This window comes from uncultured Bacteroides sp., assembly GCF_910586915.1.
Classification (GTDB): domain Bacteria; phylum Bacteroidota; class Bacteroidia; order Bacteroidales; family Bacteroidaceae; genus Bacteroides.
This window is the reverse complement of record NZ_CAJULN010000013.1, coordinates 1-18,653: the sequence shown is the minus strand read 5'-3', so window position 1 is coordinate 18,653 and position 18,653 is coordinate 1. Positions and strand designations below refer to the sequence as shown.

General features: G+C 45.8%; 16 protein-coding genes. 1 reads left to right on the top strand and 15 read right to left on the bottom strand.

Annotation, left to right across the window (positions count from 1 at the left end):
* Positions 1–27: 27 nt before the first annotated feature.
* The 11 genes from QZ331_RS06880 to QZ331_RS06830 all read right to left on the bottom strand — a co-directional run bounded on the left by QZ331_RS06880 (position 28) and on the right by QZ331_RS06830 (position 9,723).
* Positions 28–1,353 carry a BT_3928 family protein gene (locus QZ331_RS06880; protein WP_294629215.1) on the bottom strand — a complete coding sequence of 442 codons (1,326 nt, stop codon included), beginning with the start codon at positions 1,351–1,353 and terminating at the stop codon, positions 28–30.
* Positions 1,343–1,885, bottom strand: coding sequence for a DUF1599 domain-containing protein (locus QZ331_RS06875; protein ID WP_294629214.1), 543 nt, complete (start codon positions 1,883–1,885; stop codon positions 1,343–1,345). Before QZ331_RS06875 ends, QZ331_RS06880 begins: the two co-directional genes overlap by 11 nt.
* Positions 1,886–2,010: 125 nt before the next feature.
* Positions 2,011–2,883: a M23 family metallopeptidase gene (locus QZ331_RS06870; protein WP_294629213.1), complete on the bottom strand. Its 873-nt coding sequence runs from the start codon at positions 2,881–2,883 to the stop codon at positions 2,011–2,013.
* Positions 2,884–2,902: 19 nt separating this feature from the next.
* Positions 2,903–3,367: a nucleoside-diphosphate kinase gene (gene ndk, locus QZ331_RS06865; RefSeq protein WP_294629212.1), complete on the bottom strand. Its 465-nt coding sequence runs from the start codon at positions 3,365–3,367 to the stop codon at positions 2,903–2,905.
* 223 nt (positions 3,368–3,590) lie between these two features.
* Entirely contained in the window at positions 3,591–5,687 is a 2,097-nt protein-coding gene (recG, locus tag QZ331_RS06860) for an ATP-dependent DNA helicase RecG (protein WP_294629211.1), read from the bottom strand.
* Positions 5,688–6,347 (bottom strand): 2-C-methyl-D-erythritol 4-phosphate cytidylyltransferase, encoded by a 660-nt coding sequence (locus QZ331_RS06855; protein WP_294629210.1) that lies wholly within the window; start codon positions 6,345–6,347, stop codon positions 5,688–5,690. It abuts the gene before it with no gap.
* Between the two features lie 11 nt (positions 6,348–6,358).
* Entirely contained in the window at positions 6,359–6,910 is a 552-nt protein-coding gene (locus tag QZ331_RS06850; protein WP_294629209.1) for a DJ-1 family glyoxalase III, read from the bottom strand.
* Positions 6,911–6,939: 29 nt separating this feature from the next.
* Entirely contained in the window at positions 6,940–7,812 is an 873-nt protein-coding gene (locus QZ331_RS06845; protein WP_294629208.1) for a TonB family protein, read from the bottom strand.
* 7 nt (positions 7,813–7,819) lie between these two features.
* The gene (locus tag QZ331_RS06840; protein ID WP_294629207.1) at positions 7,820–8,236 is read right to left on the bottom strand and encodes a biopolymer transporter ExbD; all 417 of its coding nucleotides are present in this window, start codon (positions 8,234–8,236) and stop codon (positions 7,820–7,822) included.
* Between the two features lie 60 nt (positions 8,237–8,296).
* A complete protein-coding gene (locus tag QZ331_RS06835) occupies positions 8,297–9,010 on the bottom strand; it encodes a MotA/TolQ/ExbB proton channel family protein (RefSeq protein ID WP_294629206.1) in 714 nt (237 codons plus the stop codon).
* The gene (locus QZ331_RS06830) at positions 9,010–9,723 is read right to left on the bottom strand and encodes a pyridoxine 5'-phosphate synthase (RefSeq protein WP_294629205.1); all 714 of its coding nucleotides are present in this window, start codon (positions 9,721–9,723) and stop codon (positions 9,010–9,012) included. Before QZ331_RS06830 ends, QZ331_RS06835 begins: the two co-directional genes overlap by 1 nt.
* Before the next feature lie 149 nt (positions 9,724–9,872).
* On the opposite strand from QZ331_RS06830, the gene QZ331_RS06825 reads away from it, so the two are divergent.
* A complete protein-coding gene (locus QZ331_RS06825) occupies positions 9,873–10,742 on the top strand; it encodes an NAD kinase (RefSeq protein ID WP_294629204.1) in 870 nt (289 codons plus the stop codon).
* A gap of 3 nt (positions 10,743–10,745) precedes the next feature.
* On the opposite strand, the gene QZ331_RS06820 is transcribed toward QZ331_RS06825, so the two are convergent.
* From QZ331_RS06820 to QZ331_RS06805, 4 genes are all read right to left on the bottom strand, one after another.
* The gene (locus QZ331_RS06820; RefSeq protein WP_294629203.1) at positions 10,746–12,170 is read right to left on the bottom strand and encodes a cytochrome C biosynthesis protein; all 1,425 of its coding nucleotides are present in this window, start codon (positions 12,168–12,170) and stop codon (positions 10,746–10,748) included.
* A gap of 11 nt (positions 12,171–12,181) precedes the next feature.
* Positions 12,182–13,657, bottom strand: coding sequence for a DUF6057 family protein (locus QZ331_RS06815; protein WP_294629202.1), 1,476 nt, complete (start codon positions 13,655–13,657; stop codon positions 12,182–12,184).
* 97 nt (positions 13,658–13,754) lie between these two features.
* On the bottom strand, positions 13,755–15,383 hold the full coding sequence (locus tag QZ331_RS06810) for a RagB/SusD family nutrient uptake outer membrane protein (RefSeq protein WP_294629201.1): 1,629 nt from the start codon (positions 15,381–15,383) through the stop codon (positions 13,755–13,757).
* 26 nt (positions 15,384–15,409) lie between these two features.
* The gene (locus QZ331_RS06805; RefSeq protein WP_294629252.1) at positions 15,410–18,412 is read right to left on the bottom strand and encodes a TonB-dependent receptor; all 3,003 of its coding nucleotides are present in this window, start codon (positions 18,410–18,412) and stop codon (positions 15,410–15,412) included.
* Positions 18,413–18,653: the final 241 nt, after the last annotated feature.

The window sequence follows — 18,653 nt, the reverse complement described above, 5'->3', positions numbered from 1 at the left end:
TTTTCTTTATTTAAAGGGTTAATAAATTTACTGTTCTTTTATTTCCGTTTCACTCTCCGACGGTTTAGGGCTGACGGATTTCCGTTCTTTGCGACGGACAATCAGAACATCGGTTCCCAATATCAGCAGCAACGGAATTATAAACCACAAGAATACATATCCTATCGTGTGGACATCACTTTTCACTTTCTGCTGTCCCAACGACAGATTTTCCAGTTTGTCGGTCAATACATATTCGTCCGGTATGTCCTCGTCGCTCCATTTATTCAGAATCGTTCCGTTCTTTATCAGCATCAATCCCGGATTGGAACGAATCATCGTTTTCAGTGTTATGTCGTCCATCTGGCAGAAAGGATATTCCGCTCCGGTCTTGTCTTTCCAAAGTTCTATCTGTTCCTCGGGCGAAGAAGTCAAGCAATAGAATCCGTAACCATGCTCCACCGAGTAATCGTATATTTCATTAATCAAGTCGATATTACTGTCATCCGCCTCCTCAATCCGGTGGGCAACTAACAGGAAAGTATATCCCATATCGGTCAGCACATTTTCCGTTATATCATTTCCCGTACTCAAGTCTATCATCGAAAAGTCATGGATAGCCGGCTCATAACCTTTTTCCTTGAGCACCGTACGCGTATCGACAAATGTCCATGTGCTGTCGGGGTAGTTCTCCAGCGTAAACTCTTTTTGCTCCCCGTTCTTTTCCAATATAAAAATACTCTCATATACGCTCGGTTTCGCTCCTTCGGGCATCTCCATTCCTTCAGGAATGTTCTTGCCTATCTTATAGGGTCGAAAATCCAAAATAGGCAAACGGTCAAAACAATAGAACGACAAGGCAAATACAAAAAACAATGTATATAAAGAAAGCAGCCATTCCATTTTTACACTGATAAAGCGAATCAGCATCTTCCTGTAACGGAACACGACGACTGCCGCAAGCAATAGTATGATGTTTTTGCCAAACGTTTCCCAATTCGTAAGCACCCACGCATCGCCGAAACAACCGCAATCCGAAACCGGGTCGAACAAGGCAAGATAGAGTGTCAACGGTGTCATGAATATCATCAGCGCCAAAGCCAGAAAAGAGGCAAGCGTCCGCCGCGTGCCAAAAAACAAGGAAATACCGATAAAAAACTCAATGGCAGAGAGTACGATGCCACTCAGTAAGGAAAAGAAGGAAGGAAACCAGGAAGCCATCCCGAATGCAGCCAGATAATCCTGTATCTTATATTGGAAGCCCAACGGATCAACTGCTTTCACAAATCCGGAGAAGATGAACGAAGCCGCCAAAAGAAAGCGACCAGTGTTTGCCACCACTTCCTGAATGATATGTAAGTTCTTAGCCTTCAAATTCTATCTTTATCAATCCGAAAACAGAGTAATTTATCATATCCATGTAATTGGCGTCAATTCCTTCGGATACCAACGTGTTGCCGGACAAGCTCTCAATCTGCTTGGTGCGGTATATCTTCATCAAAATCAAATCCGTATAAGAGCTAACACGCATACTTCTCCAAGCCTCATCATAATCATGATTTTTGGCAAGCATCAGTTCCAAAGCTGCTTTGGCGTGCTTATCATACAAAGCCATCGCTTCCTCGTTGCTGATGTCGGCAGATTCGGCATATCCCAATTCCAACTGGATAAGTCCGATGATACCGTAATTGACTATAGCAATAAATTCCGAACGGATTCCCTCGTCAATCAAGGTCACCCCCTTGACTTCAATGCTGCGAATCCGATTGGCTTTAATAAAAATCTGATCGGTTACCGAAGCCGGACGAAGGATACGCCAAGCAGGCCCGTAATCGTGTAGTTTCTTGGAAAATAAGTCACGGCACAGAGCGATGACATATTCAAATTGTTGTTTGGTATCTTTCATTTTCTTCCAAATAGTGTGCAAAGGTAACAATAATTAAGTAAAAAGAGAAAGAGGGCACTCTAAATTATATTAAAGTGCCCTCTTCCAAAGCTATTGTATTACTGTTTTATAAGCAAGGGAATAAGTTACGAACAACGCAAAACCTGTCCGATACGCAAAGTCGTAGTCGGCTTGATGCGGTTCAACTTGCAAAGCGTGCTGACCGATACACCGCGCAACTTGGCAATACGCGACAAAGTATCTCCGCTTTTCACCTTATGGTAACGGATAGTGCCGTCGGCAACCTGCACATCATGCGAACCTGCACGTTTCACGCCCTTTGTCTTGCGGAACGTGTACGTATCGGCAACAATATCCTGTTTCGGGAAGTCAAACATATAAACGGGATTGATTGCAACGCCTAAGAAACGGGTTTCAAAGTGCAGGTGCGAACCTGTGGAACGCCCGGTATTACCACCCAAACCGATTACTTCTCCTGCCTTCACCAACTGGTTTTCTTCAACCAACTGCTTGGACAAGTGTCCGTAGACCGTTTCCAATCCATTGTCGTGACGGATAACCACGTATTTTCCATATCCTCTACGTTCGTATTTGACAATACGCACTTTACCATCGAAAGCAGCCACAATCGTGTCGCCTATGTTCACTTTCAAATCCAGACCATTGTGCATTCTCCTCCAACGGGGTCCGAATGGAGAAGTTATTTTCGTGCTTGAAGTAGGCATACAGAAACCTGTCAGGTCAATCGTATAAGTTTCGGGAATTATAGCATTTCCGTAAGCATGAACATACTGGTTGTTCCAGTTAGGATAGAGGCTCAAAGCAGGATATTCGGACTGTTCGGCACGAATCTGCTTCTGCAACGCCAAAGAATCTACAGATTTTAATTTTTTGTCTATCGGTGCCTGGCGGGCAATCAGGTCTTGAGAGAAAGCACTCAGACTAACCATAGCCGCTACCACCACCAATCCAGTTTTGATAATGCTGTTAAAATTCATTCGTCTTTTGTCAATTCATTTAATATTCGTCGTTTGCATATAGGTAGTCAAAAGTCACCTGTTTATATCCGAATATCTCTTCCGGTTTAAAAAATCTTGTTAACTCGACTGCTGCCGTCTCCGGAGAATCAGAAGCGTGAACTATATTCTCCTGAAAGCTCATGCTGTAATCCCCACGAATGGTTCCCGGTGCAGCGAGACGTCCGTTGGTCGGTCCCGCCAACGTACGGACTGTTTGAATAGCATCCACACCTTCCACACAACAAACAATAACAGGAGCTGCCATCATTGAATCTTTCACACGCTGAAAGAAAGGTTTGCTGCTGAGATGGGCGTAATGTTCGCTTAACAATTCGTCTGTCAGTAGCATCATCTTCATGCCGGCCAACCGCAATCCTTTCCGTTCGAAACGATGAACAATCTCTCCAATCAATCCCCGTTGAAGAGTACATGGTTTTAAAATGACCAGCGTTTTTTCAAGCATAATACTCGACTTTTCAAATGGTTAAACGATACATTTCCTTAGAAAATTCGTCCAAAGATAGTGTTTTCCTCAGAAACGGCAAGAATACTATTAACTATTTTTCAGACGTTTAGCATCGAAAGAGAGTATTATTCCTCCTCTAAACTCCTATAAATAGGGGGAATAGGGACAAAATATGTTATGCAACATACTTACGTAAATAAATCGTATGTTTAACCGTTTTTCAACTAATTGCCGCCCAGTTAACATTCGTTTTCCGCAGCGATTTGAGCTGTCTCCACAGTATTTCGTTCTCCGGTTTTTGCGCTGTGGGGTCTTGTTCAACAATGGTTTCGGCGATGGAGCGGACATACTGTAACAATTGTCCGTCGCGGGCAATATCGGCAATCTTCAAATCGAAAGCGACACCGCTTTGCTGAGTTCCTTCGAGGTCGCCGGGACCACGCAGTTTCAAATCGGCTTCCGCTATTTCAAAACCATCGTTGGTACGTACCATGATTTCAAGCCGCTTGCGGGTGTCTTCGCTCAATTTATAATTGGTGACTAAAATGCAATAAGATTGTTCGGCTCCACGTCCTACCCTACCACGCAACTGATGTAACTGAGACAACCCGAAACGTTCGGCATTTTCAATAATCATCACCGAAGCGTTGGGTACGTTCACTCCTACTTCGATGACGGTGGTGGCCACCATTATCTGCGCTTCTCCCGAAATGAAAAGCTGCATCTGCTCATCTTTCTCGACAGCCTTCATCTTTCCATGCACTTTACAAACCTTGCATTTGGGAAATTCTTCAAGAATATGCTGATAACCTTCTTCAAGGTTTTTCAAATCAATCTTTTCGCTCTCCTTTATCAAAGGATACACAATATAAACCTGCCGTCCTTCGTCTATTTGTTGCTGTACGAAACGGTACATACTTTCCCGGCGGTTGTCAAACTGGTGAACAGTAGTTATCGGTTTTCTTCCAGGAGGAAGTTCGTCTATCACCGAGACATCCAAATCGCCATACAGGGTCATTGCCAATGTGCGGGGAATAGGGGTCGCAGTCATCACAAGCACATGAGGCGGCCGGCTGTTCTTGCTCCAAAGCCGGGCACGTTGCGCGACGCCGAAACGATGTTGTTCATCGATGACGACAAAGCTCAACGAAGAAAAATTGACAGTATCTTCAATGACGGCATGAGTTCCTATCAGAATGTGCACATCTCCGGTCAGCAATCCGGCGAGAATGGTTTCTCTCTTTTTTCCTTTAACAGAACCGGTAAGCAGTTCGACACGGATATCCATACCGAAAAGCAACTCCCTGATGGTTTCGTAATGCTGATTTGCCAGGATTTCGGTAGGCGCCATCATGCAAGCCTGATAACCGTTATCCAGCGCGAGCAACATACTCATAAGGGCAACAAGTGTCTTTCCACTGCCAACATCTCCTTGCAGAAGACGGTTCATCTGCCGGCCGCTACCTACATCGTTGCGAATTTCTTTCAATACACGTTTCTGCGCTCCGGTAAGCTGGAAAGGCAGGTTCTGCGCATAAAACGTGTTGAATATTTCACCTACCTTTTCAAAATTGTATCCATAATATCTTCGCTGCCTGTCTTTTGCATAACGAAGGATGTTGAGCTGTACATAAAACAATTCCTCGAATTTAAGGCGGTACTGCGCTCTGCGAAGCAAATCGGGATTTGTCGGGAAGTGGATATTCCGAAGAGCCTCCGTCAGCGGCATCAAGTGATGCTCAGCCAATAGTTGGGGCGAAAGCGTTTCGGGCAGGGGTTCCTGTATTTGCTGAATCACAGTTGCCATCATCTTCTCAATCGCGTGAGAGTTGAGGAAGCTGCGTTTCATTTTCTCTGTCGTATTATAATAAGGTTGAAGCCCTACGGAAGAAAGTTTCAATTCGTCTGCTTTGTCCATATCAGGATGAGCCACATTGATACGGCCGTTGAAAACAGTCGGTTTACCGAAAATAATATATTCTTCGTGGAGTTTATATTTGCCTAAGATATATTTTATCCCTTGAAACCAAACCAAATCGACAATTCCCGTCCCGTCTGAGAAGTGAGCGGTTAGACGTCGTTGCCGCCCTTCACCGATTGTTTCAAAGCCGAGTATTTCGCCTTTCAATTGGATATACGGCATATTGCCATCTATTTCGTGAATGTAATAGATGCGGCTCCGGTCTACATATTTATAAGGGAAATAATAAAGCAAATCGTGCAAAGAGTAGATTCCCAACTCCTTGTTCAATACAGCAGCCTTCTGCGGACCTACACCGGAAATAAATTTTATGTCGCGTGTGACTAAATCAAACATTTACAACAGAGCACTCCCCACTTTCAAGTCGAAAGGAGTTGTTATTTTTATATTTTCCCGATTGCCTTCCGCCAAATATACCGGCACCCCCATCGCTTCCACGACCGATGCATCGTCTGTAAAGAATGGAGTAAACTCTTGCGCATAAGCCTGCTTTAGCAACGCAACATCAAAGACCTGCGGCGTCTGCACCAACTTATAATCATTGCGGCTGACCGTTTCACTGCCGTCATTTGTCAGATGACGCAGTGTCTCCACTACATCAATCACCGGAATCACGGCCTTCTGCCGTTCCGCCAGGTTGTAGCAACGCTGAATCACTTCGACCGAGACAAACGGACGGACACCATCGTGTACTCCCACCAGTCCGGCATCCTGCACCAGCACCAAACCGTTCTTCACCGAGTGGAAACGTGTCTCACCACCGTCGGCAATCGTATGTTCAACATCAAAACGGTGTTCGGCACAGAGTTCTTTCCAAAAGTCCTGCTGTGCTTTGGGGAGCACTAATATAATCCGAATGGAAGCGTCATACTTTCGAAATACTTCCAGCGTATGCATCAACACAGGTCTGTCACCGACGGGAAGGAATTGTTTCGGTAGTTCGCTCCCCATACGCAAACCCTTTCCACCGGCAACAACAATTACATATTTCTTCATAGACAGGCGCCTTAGCGTTTTATACACATCGCTTCTACCAGTTCGTCTACTTTTTCTTTGCCTGCCAACAGGTCTACAATGGCCAAAGCAAACTCCGTGACAGCTCCCGGTCCCATACCGGTAATTATATTTCCATCACGCACAGCGTGTTCTTTCACACATTCCGCACCTTCCAGATATTGCTCAAAACCCGGATAGCAAGTCGCTTTTCTGCCTTTCAGCAATCCCAATTTGCCCAACACCATCGGAGCGGCACAAATGGCTGCGACAGGTTTCTCTTCTCCGGCAAAGGCAAGAAGTAATTTACGCAGTCCTTCGTGCCCGTCGAGCGTAGCGGCTCCCGGCATTCCTCCCGGCAAAAACAAAAGTCCGGCATCGGAAAAATCGCAATTTTCAAAATTGACATCACAAAGAACGGATACGTCATGTGCGCCGACTACGATTTCGCCCGGTGTAACGGACACAATTTTTACGTTCAATCCGACACGTCTCAATATGTCGACCGTGGCAAGGGCTTCGATTTCTTCAAAGCCATCTGCAAAAAAAGCGTACACTGTTGCCATAATGTTATCTGTTTTGGTTAATGATACTTCTATCTCAATTTAAAATCATAAGTGATTGTTCCCGTCTGGTTAGTCACCCCGCTCACTGCATTGAAACGGGCTTTCTTCGCCGCATCTTCGGCTGCTTTACGCAAAGCGGAATTTACGGTATTCGTCCGGGGATTGATGCCGGTTGCTATCACTTGTCCTGCCGGATTAACGGTGATATTTACTACCACGCGTCCCTCTTCCTGCACATTGTATGCAGGTTTCGGCAGACTTCCCGTGCCTAAAGAACGTCCGCCAAGATCGAATGTTCCGTAGCCGCCGGCCCCGCTCTTTGCTCCGACAGAAGAATTTCCGTCCTTGCTGCCTTCCGTTCCCGTACCACTTGCCGATGTTCCTTTGTTTCCTTCCATCTGTGCTCCCTTTCCAAAAGCACCGACTACTTTCTTTCGGGCAGCCTCCTCGGCAGCTTTGCGCTCGCGCTCGGCTTTTTCTTCGGCAAGCCGTTTGGCTTCCGCAGCTTTTTCCGCTTCGGTTTTCTCAGGCTTTTTCACGGGTTCTTTCGGTGTGACCGTTTCCTTTGGTTTCACAGGTTCCTTTTTGGGCTTTTCTGTTTTAGGTTTCAAAACAACCGTTTCTTCGTCAGCCTGCGTCAACAGGTCTTGTTCGGAAAGCAACTCCAGTTCGGGTTCTGCGGGAACTGCCGCACTTTCGTCAAGTACATCCACATCTACCAATGAAGGGTCGTCGAAACCGCGTGCAGATTGCACATCGCCTATCATCACAGGTACTCCGCCTGCATCTTCATGCGGCTGGGGGATGGTAAAACTCACCAGAATCAAAAGAGCAATCACTGCCATATGTACCAGCAGTGCCCCCAGCGCTCCTATATATTCACCCTTTTTTCTTCCGTCCATCGTTCTTCTACTTTTTTTCAGGAGGGCGCGTAGCCAGCACCATCTTAAAATGATTCTCGTTAGCTATGTTCAACACTCCTACTACTTCGCGATATGGGACCGATTCGTCCGCATACAAGGCCACATACATTTCAGGCTCCTTCTCTGCACACTCCTGTAGGAATGAGGTCAAATCATTCAAGGCCACAGGGCGTTCCTTTTCATTACCGAAAGCAGCATAATAGTTCAAGTCTTTATCGATAATAACTCTTGCCAACGGCTTGGCGGAGGTCTGCTGCTTGCCTTGCGGCAACAACACTTTTATGGCGTTGGGCGACACCACCGTAGAGGTTATCATAAAGAATATCAGCAACAGAAATATGACATCCGTCATGGAAGCCATACTGAAATTGGGCGATATTTTATTTCTTCTTTTTAATCCCACCTTAATATTTAATTAGCGGTTAGTGATTGAGATTCCTTTTTTCCCGGCCTTGCTTTTTCCTTATGTGGGTTCGTTCAGCAAGTCCATAAATTCCATCGTACGAGACTCCATTTTATTCACCACACGGTCTACCAGCATCACCAGATAGTTGTAGGCAAACATGGCAATGATACCGACAATCAGACCGCCAACCGTAGTTATCATGGCTTCATAGATACCTCCGGAGAGCAATGTGATGTCGATGTTTCCGCTTCCTGCATTCGCCATTTCATAGAATGCACGTACCATACCAGTCACCGTACCAAGAAATCCGAGCATCGGAGCGCCGCCTGAGATGGTAGCCACCACCGTCAAGCCCTTCTCCAGTTTGGCAACTTCAATGTTACCCACATTCTCGATGGCAGCCTGCACGTCGTTGATAGGGCGTCCCAAACGAGTGATACCTTTCTCTATCATGCGTGCCGAAGGAGTGTTCATCGTACGGCAATAGTTAATGGCAGCTTTGATTTCACCGCTATGAATGTAGTCTTTTATCCGTTCCATGAACATAGGGTCTTCCTGGCCTGCCTTTCGAATCGTGTAATTACGTTCAAAAAGGATGTAAAAGCAAACTACAGACAGGATACCTAACACAACCATAATCCAACCACCCTTGACAGCCATATCGAGCATATTCATTTCCGGAGCATTCACCTCCGTCAAAACAGGATTGGCAGTAGCCAACGAGTCGGTCATATTCACAGCCCCCTGGGCCAACAACATCATTACATTCATCAGCGTAAACAGTTTTTATATTCTTGAATAGTACGTTCCAGTCCCAAATACAACGCATCACTAATCAACGCGTGTCCGATAGATACTTCGTCTACCCACGGAATGTTTTTATAGAAATAGTTCAGATTCACAAGGCTTAAATCGTGGCCGGCGTTCAGGCCGATACCCAATTTGCGGGCAGTCCGTGCAGCCTCAATAAAAGGGGCGACAGCCGCTTCGGGATTCTTGGGATACTCTGCCGCATAGGGTTCCGTATAAAGTTCAACGCGGTCGGCTCCGGCTTTAGCGGCATACTCTACCATTTCGGAGTCGGCAGCCACAAAGACAGAGGTACGAATACCTGCACTGTTGAATTTATCGAGAACTTCGGTCAGAAATTCCAGGTTTGCTTTTGTATCCCAGCCTGAGTTGGAAGTTATCTGCGAAGGGGCGTCGGGAACCAAAGTTACCTGATGCGGCTTCACTTTCAGTACCAAATCGATAAATTCCGGCGACGGATAGCCTTCGATGTTGAACTCTGTCCGCAACAAAGGACGCAAATCATATACATCCGTGCGACGAATGTGGCGTTCGTCGGGACGAGGATGAACGGTGATGCCGTCCGCTCCAAAAGTTTCACAATCAAGCGCTATCTTTACTACATCAGGGACATTCCCCCCGCGAGCATTTCTCAGTGTAGCAATCTTGTTTATGTTTACACTTAATTTAGTCATGGTTCTATGTAATATTTGGCGCAAAAATACAAATATTATCATTAGTTGCCTAATAATACGAAACGCATTCTCGGTTCTTTTTTGGTTATTTAAAGTAGAAATCCAAGAAAAAAATGCCAAATTTGCAACCGGAACCAATGACATTGCTTATGAAATTTGCCATCTTCGGAAATACCTATCAGGCACGGAAGTCCTCTCATGCCGCCAACCTGTTCCGATTGTTGAGACAACGGGGAGCAGAAGTCTGCGTATGCAGAGAATTCTATCAATTTCTGATTTCGGAACACATGGAAGTCGAAGCCGACCAGCTATTTGACGGCGATGATTTTACAGCCGATATGGTAATCAGCATCGGCGGAGACGGCACTTTCCTAAAAGCCGCCCGCCGGGTAGGCAGAAAAGGGATTCCCATCCTCGGAATAAATACAGGGCGTCTGGGATTTCTCGCCGACATTTCTCCCGAAGAGATGGAAGAGACGTTCGATGAAATCAACGCCGGACGGTATAGCGTGGAAGAACGGAGCGTGTTGCAACTTCTCTGCAACGACACTCATCTGCAAGCATCTCCCTATGCCTTAAACGAAATTGCAGTGCTCAAGCGCGACAGTTCTTCCATGATTAGTATCCGCACTGCTATCAACGGAGCTTTTTTGAATACATATCAGGCCGACGGACTGGTCATTGCCACGCCCACAGGGTCTACTGCCTATTCTTTAAGCGTGGGCGGCCCCATTATGGTTCCCCATTCCGATACGGTTGTCATTACCCCCGTTGCTCCACACAGCCTCAATGTCCGCCCGATTGTTATCCGCGACGACTGGGAAATCACGTTAGACGTGGAAAGCCGCAGCCACAATTTCCTGGTTGCCATCGACGGCAATAGTGAGACCTGCAAAGAAACAACCCAACTCACCATCCGCCGTACCGACTATAGCGTGAAAGTGGTGAAACGGTTTAATCATGTATTTTTCGATACGCTCCGCAGCAAGATGATGTGGGGAGCGGATGGCAGAAGTTGATTCCTATCTTTCCCGGAAATCATTCTTTATAGGCGATTTTATCAGTTCCGGCAAGTTATAAGTATATGTAAACGTGTCATAAAAAACGGGGTCTTGCTGCGGCAAGAGGAATGGTTTGCCAAAACGTCCCGTTTCCGGATCAAAAGCGGCAAAATAAGGACGTGCCCATAATCCGTCCAAACGTTTGCTGCTGAACACAAACCATCTTCCCGTTGAAGACCATGTGTGGAAACTATCTACGTTGTCACTATTCACCTCGGTTATATTTCTGATATCTCCCGTAACTAAATCAAGCAAATACAGGTCGCTTTCCGAATGCCAGATGGAAAAATTACCATAATCGGACTGTGTAAACATCAGAAACCTTCCATCCGGTGATATTCTTGGGAAAGATACGGATTTATGACAGGCAGATGCTTCATATACACATTCCAATGTATGCAATTTGTGTTGTTTCCCGTCAAAATGGATGCGATACAAATCATAGCGTATGCTGTCCAACGACATACCCTTCCGATAGCCTGCGGCACGACAGAAATACAACATTTTTCCATCCGGAGTCCATGCAGGAAAAGTCTCCATATACCGGTTACCACAAACCAATGAATCGGTAAATGCTTTGCGGTTTTCCACATCATACACCATCAAGTCGGCCGCCATATCCGCCACTTCTATCGGTTTCTGTCCGGAAGAATGAAAAAACTGTTGTATCTCATTGGCAGAAAAAGCAATGTATTTGCCCGAAGGATGCCAGGCCGGATAAGTAGCACCATGCTTATATCCTTCAAGTCTGGGACTGACCTTTTCCACTTTTCCGTTACGGTAAATCAACGTCCCTCCTTGCTTGCCCCGTATATGCATCATCATGGTTTCGGGAGAATTTTGATGAAAAGTATGACAATTTATGCATTGCTTTCCGATATCCCGATTCTCTACGATGGGCGTCTGTTCGTAAGTGGTCAGGTCGCGTTGATAAATTCCCATTTCATTCCAGAGTTCATATCCGGGATAGAGCAAACGATAGACCAAAAAAGGGTCTATCTCATGCACCGACACACTATCCCGTATATCGGCATAACGTACCCATTTATCATGCTGCTTCACCGTTATTCTGAAAAACAGATTTCCGCCTGCGGCTTTTTGCAGCAACGCTTTCCACTTGCCTGCCGGTATGCAAACAACAGGAGCATCACTTTGGATAAGAATCTCCGTTTGTCCTCCCTCACACCCTATCTCTGTTTGGAAAGCCTCTCCTGCTTCCCGGATTTCAAAATTAGGAGGAGCAATATTAACGGGAAAGGTCACCCCTGCATAATCCGGATAAATCAATGGTAATTTTTCATTCTTGCTATCCGCCTGGTGATATCCTGCGCATCCCGATAACAGGAGAATCGCCCACACATAGTAAAGCAGATTTTGTATTTTCATATCGTTCTTCATTAGTCGACTATCACTTTATTGCCGTAAGGACTGACATAATTCAAATAAAACCAATAAGTGTTTCCAAATTCTTTTTGCAAAGCTCCCGTCTGTTTCTTTTGTACAAGTTGATAATACCGTTTAAACCGTTGTTCGGTTTCCGGTTTTATCCCGATTCCCAGTTTTGAGAACTCTTCTTCGCTCACTCCCAATTTATAGATGTAAAGAGCCTCTTCATAAAGCGACGGCAGTTCGGCATAAGAAAAGGACTCCATCCGCTTCAGGTTGTTGACAAACCGAACCACATGATTGCTAAGCAACAAATTGCTCATGAGATACTCAAAAGCCATTCTGTTGGTGCTGTCGCGCTCACATAGGTATTGCAGTTCCGGCCCGATGTTCAGCACATTGGCAAATCGCGCCGGAGTGTCCGTCTTCCCTTCCAATGCGTTTTTCAGTCCGGGTACTTTGCCCCCGTCCACCCATTCTTCAAGCTGCAAAGCCTCTTTCCTATAAAACAAAGATTGCTTTAACTTATTGATAAACCGCCGCGCCACCAACGGCCGATGATTGACTATGTTGTATTTTGCCAAATTGATGAGATGAGGAGCCGTTTCTCCCCACACGACCATTGCTTCAAACTCCCAGCGTTGCGCTTCGTTTATATACCCAAGCTCTTCATACAAGATATGTCCGTATTCGCTCTCGCGACTATCGCTGTTCCAGGGGAAGTAAAGCCCCTCAACCCCTTTCCTGGGCGGATAATCCAACAAATGATAAAGAAGTTGTCCTGTGTGATACAGGGCCAAATGATAGAAATAAGAAATCAGTCGGTTGTACCGTCCCGTATCCAAATATCTTTTCGTATAATCCAAAACTTTCTCCCACTCCTTGTTTTTCACAAACTGTTCGGTTTTCAACATCATACGTTCACTTCTGTTGTAGTTCCGAAAAAAATAGTAACTACCACCACCAATGTATCCCGTCAGAAAGACGGCAACCAGCCAGATACGCCGTTTCTTCCCCCCTATCGCCGGAAGTTCAAAAAGAGGGAACAACCGCCCCGAACGCCTGACAAGAAACAACAGGACATAGAGCGCTGACAGACATAATACACTGCCCGGCACTACGGACAGAGAATGACCGACCTCCATTGTATAGAAAAAAAGCGAAAGAGAAGGAATAACGGACAATTGCAACAGGTCATACCTTCCGGTTATTATTTTTATGATACCGCTTGCCAGCAAATAGACGGAGGCCAACAGTAACGCCAGCAGGGCACTTCCCAAAGCCGGATAATAGAAAAATTGAATCATAAAATCAGTAACATACTCCAGCCACCCTTCGGAGCGGATACATTGCTGAAAATAAGACTTGGAGAAGAGAAAAAGATGATGTTGCTCATTATAGTAAAGCACGTGCGACAATACTCCTTGATAACATATATAATAAAGGATAAACAAAAATCCGAATAAGGCATAGACCAGTCGCTTCATATTCTATATTCTTTTGTGATGATAAAAAGCAAGTGAGGACACCTGCTATCCATAGGGAATGTCCTCACTTAAATTACCGTTTACAGCTATCAAGCTGTTAATATCCGGGGTTCTGGGTCAATTTAATATTCAAGTCTATTTCTTCCTGCGGAACGGGCAGCAGATAGTTGTGATCTTCATAATGGCTGCCTGCCAATTGCACGTTCTCACCTTCATAAAGAACATAATCCACGATGACCTCTTTGCCGTCTTCAACGCCTTTTACCGGCCTCATCTTCAATCCTAAGAACGGTGCGTTCAACACCTCTTTGGCAATACCCCAACGACGAATGTCCCACATACGTTTTCCACCTTCCATTGCAAATTCCACACGCCATTCGTTTTGAATGCGTTTGCGAAGTTCGTCCTGAGTGGCGCAATAGGTCGGTTTCGTTGCATCGGAATTTTGCAGAGCAGGCATACCTACACGTCCACGCACCTGGTTGACGGCATCAAAAGCGTCCGCGCTCAAGGGATGGAGTTCGTTCATCGCTTCGGCATACGTCAGCAAGACTTCGGCATAACGAATTATCACCCAGTCTTTACCCATATTCCAGCCTGTGCTCTGAGGGTCGATGCTCGGGTCCAACCACTTCTGACCATAATATCCGGTAGCAGTAGCATCACCGTGTTGTTCGATACCGGTATTTCCGCTCGATTTCAACGGTTTGACTTTGATGGTTACACCATACATCTCTTCGCCGTCGTGCAGAACGTTGACTTCCAGACGCGGGTCGCGGTTTTTGAACGGGTCTTTTTCATCGTAAATGACAGATTTGCTGATGGGAGCACCATCTTTGTCTTCAAATGCGTCGACCAAACTCTGAGTGGGGTTCATACCTCCCCAGCCCTTTGTGGGGAAACACTCCCAACCAATCAGATAGTGGGTTTTATCGGGATAATTGAATTGCACATACAAAATGTTCTCGTCACAGCCGTCGGCCTTTTCCCAAAACAACTCTTGATACTTACCGGTATTTTCGGCATCGTAAAGCGCATATTCGCCCAAATCAATCACGGCTTTCGAAGCATCTGCCGCCGTTTGCCAATTGCCATAATACAAAGCTGCTCTCGCTTTCATCGCCAATGCAGCGCCTTTGGTGATACGAGGTGTGTTGGCAGCATCCCATTCTACAGGCAAGTACTCTATCGCCTTGTCGAAATCCGCCATAACGTTACCATATACTTCGTCGCGCGGCGTACGGGTGATATCTTCCACATCCGACAAGTTGAGAGGTTTCTTGATGTAAGGAACGTCGCCATACGAACGAATCAAATCGAAATACAGATATGCACGGAAGAAATAGGCCTGTCCTTCAATTTTTTTACGCGCTTCGTCTCCCATCTCGATATCCTTTGTTTTTTCCAACACGAGGTTGCACTGGCGAATAGCGGAATAACTGCCCGACCAACTTTGGTCGGCAGGGTCGTACACCCCTCTGGACATATTGCCGGCAGCCCATTTGATACCCATTACCGCATTGTCCGAATTGATATCCAAGTCCTGGTCCCAAGTAGGGAGACAGCCATAAATATCGGTTACGGCCTTGATTGCGTCGTCTTCCGTTTTCCAGAAACTTTTATCGGACAATTCATCCAACGGATAACGGTCTAAGAAATCGCTACACGAAGAAGCGAATCCCGTAAATAACAAAGCGATTACTATATGTAAAATATTTCTCTTCATGTGATTTATGCTATATGATATGAATATTAGAATGACAGTTTTACTCCGAGAGACAGTTTCTTAACGTTTCCATAAGACCATCCGCGGGAATTTCCTTCTTCCGGGTCGATGCCGCCGTCAAGTCCTGTGAAGGTAAGGAGATTCTCACCGGTCAGGAAGAATTTCGCACTGGATATTCCTGCGCGGGACAACCAGGCCTGGGGCAATGAATAACCGATAGTGAGGTTTTTCAGACGAACGTACGATGCATCCTGAATCCAGAAAGAAGAGGTCACAAAGTTTGTTTGACTGGAACGCGTCACGCGGGGATAAGAAGCATTGTGGTGTTCCGGTGTCCAACGGTCCATGTGTCTCTTCAACGCAGTCGCACCATTATAGAATGCATAGGCAGCCTCAGCTGTATAATATCCGTCTACATCGAATGCTCCCTGGAACAAAGCAGAAAGGTCGAAATTCTTATAACCTACACTCAAATTCAATCCTCCCGTCCAACTGGGGAAGTTCTTGCCAATCACCGCACGGTCTTCATCTGTGATTCGACCGTCGCCATTGAGGTCTTTATACTTGATGTCGCCTAACTTTTCCTGACCGGCAGCCAAACGTTTCGGACATTCGGCAAGGTCTTTTTCCGTGTTGAAATAGCCATCAGCCACATAACCGTAATAAGAATTGATAGGATATCCTTCCAGGTTCCAGATTTTACTGTCGCTTGTAGGCCCGTCCGTATCTGCCATATCTGTAATCTCATTTTTCACATAAGAGACATTGAAAGACACCGAGTAGTTCCAATCTTTATTAATCTGCTTGCTGTGATTAATCAGGAAGTCGAAACCGGTATTCTGCACACTACCTACGTTCTGTGCCGGAGCCGACATACCGATTACTCCCTGAATGGGGAGATACAGCAACATATCGTTGGTTTTCTTCTTATATACGGACAGTTCGAAATTAATCAGATTGTTCAGGAAACCGGCTTCCAGACCCAATTCATAGTTGGTCACCGTGGCCCATTTCAATTGGTCGTTCACATAACGGGCTTCGTATATTGCCGAATACAATGTGTTATTGAACAGATATTTCGTCGCGTTGTCGGCGATATTGTAGGTATATGTCGGCACTGCCGGATAGATATCGTCGGATTTCAATTCCTCGTTACCGGTTTTACCATAACCCAAACGCAGCTTCAAGTTGCTCAGCCATGTAAGGTTGTCTTTGACGAAAGTCTCTTCCGAAATACGCCATCCTGCTGAGAAGGCCGGGAATACGCCCCAACGGTTATTCTTGGGGAAACGTGAGGAAGCATCACCACGCAAGTTTGCCTCAAACAGATACTTGCCTGCATAATCGTACTGGACACGTCCGAAGTATGACATACGGGCCATTTCGTATCCTCCGTCTTTGTTCTTTTGCGAAGACTGGTCCAAAGTATTCAAAGATTCCGTCAATTCATTGCTACCGCCGCCCTGACGGCTTGCTTCTGTATATTTATAGATGTGTTCGTAAGATTCGAGTCCGGCCAGTGCTCCCACATTATGTTTTCCGAAATTCTTATTGAAATTAATCAAGACCTGGCCGGTATAATAATTGTGGTTGTAGTATCTGTCATATCCTTCACGCAGGCCGGAGTCGTAAGCGTTGCTACCACTGCCATAAGTGAAATTCTTTTTAAATCCGTCTTGATTGCTGGTATAATTGCGCACGGAGTATACACCTTTCACGCTCAATTCGGGCAAAATCTGTACGGTTGCATGGCCGGTAAGATTTATCTCTTGCGACGTATTACGCGTAAAGCCCGATTTGTCGCCCTGAATAGCGACCGGATTGTCGACACCGGAATAGGCGTAAGAACCGTCTTCGTTATACACCTTATTGGTCGGCTTTTCACGGGTCACCCCCTGGAAAACGGAAACAAAGCCATTCCATGCATCTTTGGCGACTCCTCTGTAGCCGGAAGCATTGACACCTACTTTGATGTATTTGTTGATTTCCGAATTCAAATTCATACGGGCATTGAACCGGGAGTAATCATTGTCGGCTGTCAGACCGTCCTGATAGATATAACCCAAAGAAGCGTTGTAGGTTGTCTTGTCAGTTCCCCCGTTGATAGAGATATTGTGCATGGTTTCGATGGCACTGCGTTTAATCGCTTCTTTATACCAATCGGTGCTTGACAACGCTCCCGTGCGATAGCCTTCTATCTCTTCGGGCGAGAACATCACCGTTGCATTGGGGTTTTCATTCAGAGTCGCTTCATTATACAGAACGGCATATTCGTATGCATTCACCAAGTCGCGTTTTGCCACCGGCGACGACCAAGAGACATTGCCCGAGTAGTTTACGCGTGTTTTCTCTCCCTTCTGCCCCTGCTTGGTGGTAATCAGAATGACACCATTGGCAGCCTGCACACCATAGATGGCAGCAGAAGCCGCATCTTTCAGTACTGTGAACGATTCGATGTCATTCGGGTCGATGGTATTCATGCTGCCCGGCACTCCGTCTACGATGACCAACGGACTTGCAGCATTGATGGAGTTCTTACCGCGAATGGTGATAGATGCAGCCTGACCACCCGGTGCACCGGAATTCTGAATGGCAGTGACGCCCGGCATTTGTCCTGCTATGGCAGCAGAAACACTGGACACAGGACGGGTTTCCAGCGCTTTGGCATTCACGGTGGCAACCGAACCTGTCAGGTTGGCTTTTTTCTGGACACCGTAACCTACTACAACGACTTCGTCCAACGCCTGGCTATCTTCCTTTAGGGTGACAGTAATGGGTTGTCCGTTGAATTTTACCTCTTGAGTGACATAGCCCACGTAGGAAACAACAAGTGTACTTCCTTTGGATACCCCGTTCAACGTAAAATCACCATTGACCCCGGTTATCGTACCGTTTGTTGTGCCCTTCACTACTACAGATGCACCTATCACAGTTTCGCCCGTAGCATCTTTAACAATTCCCTTACAGGTTTCGGTCTGCTGCTCGATGGCTTTTGCATTCGCTTTTGCCGGGAATGAAGCAGCGCTCATGCTTCCGGTAGATGCTACCATGAGAAAAAGCAACATACTGACCGACTTGACTTTTTTCAACATAAAGTATTAATTTAAAGATAATAAATAAGCTACTATCAAGCAATCATTCTAAGACGCCTCTTTGAATGAATAGTTATAATAGCGGCGCAAATATACATATATATTTAAAAAAATGATAATCTAATACTCGTTGGTTGAATTAAGAATCTAAATATTTACAAATGAAAAAGTTGCACAC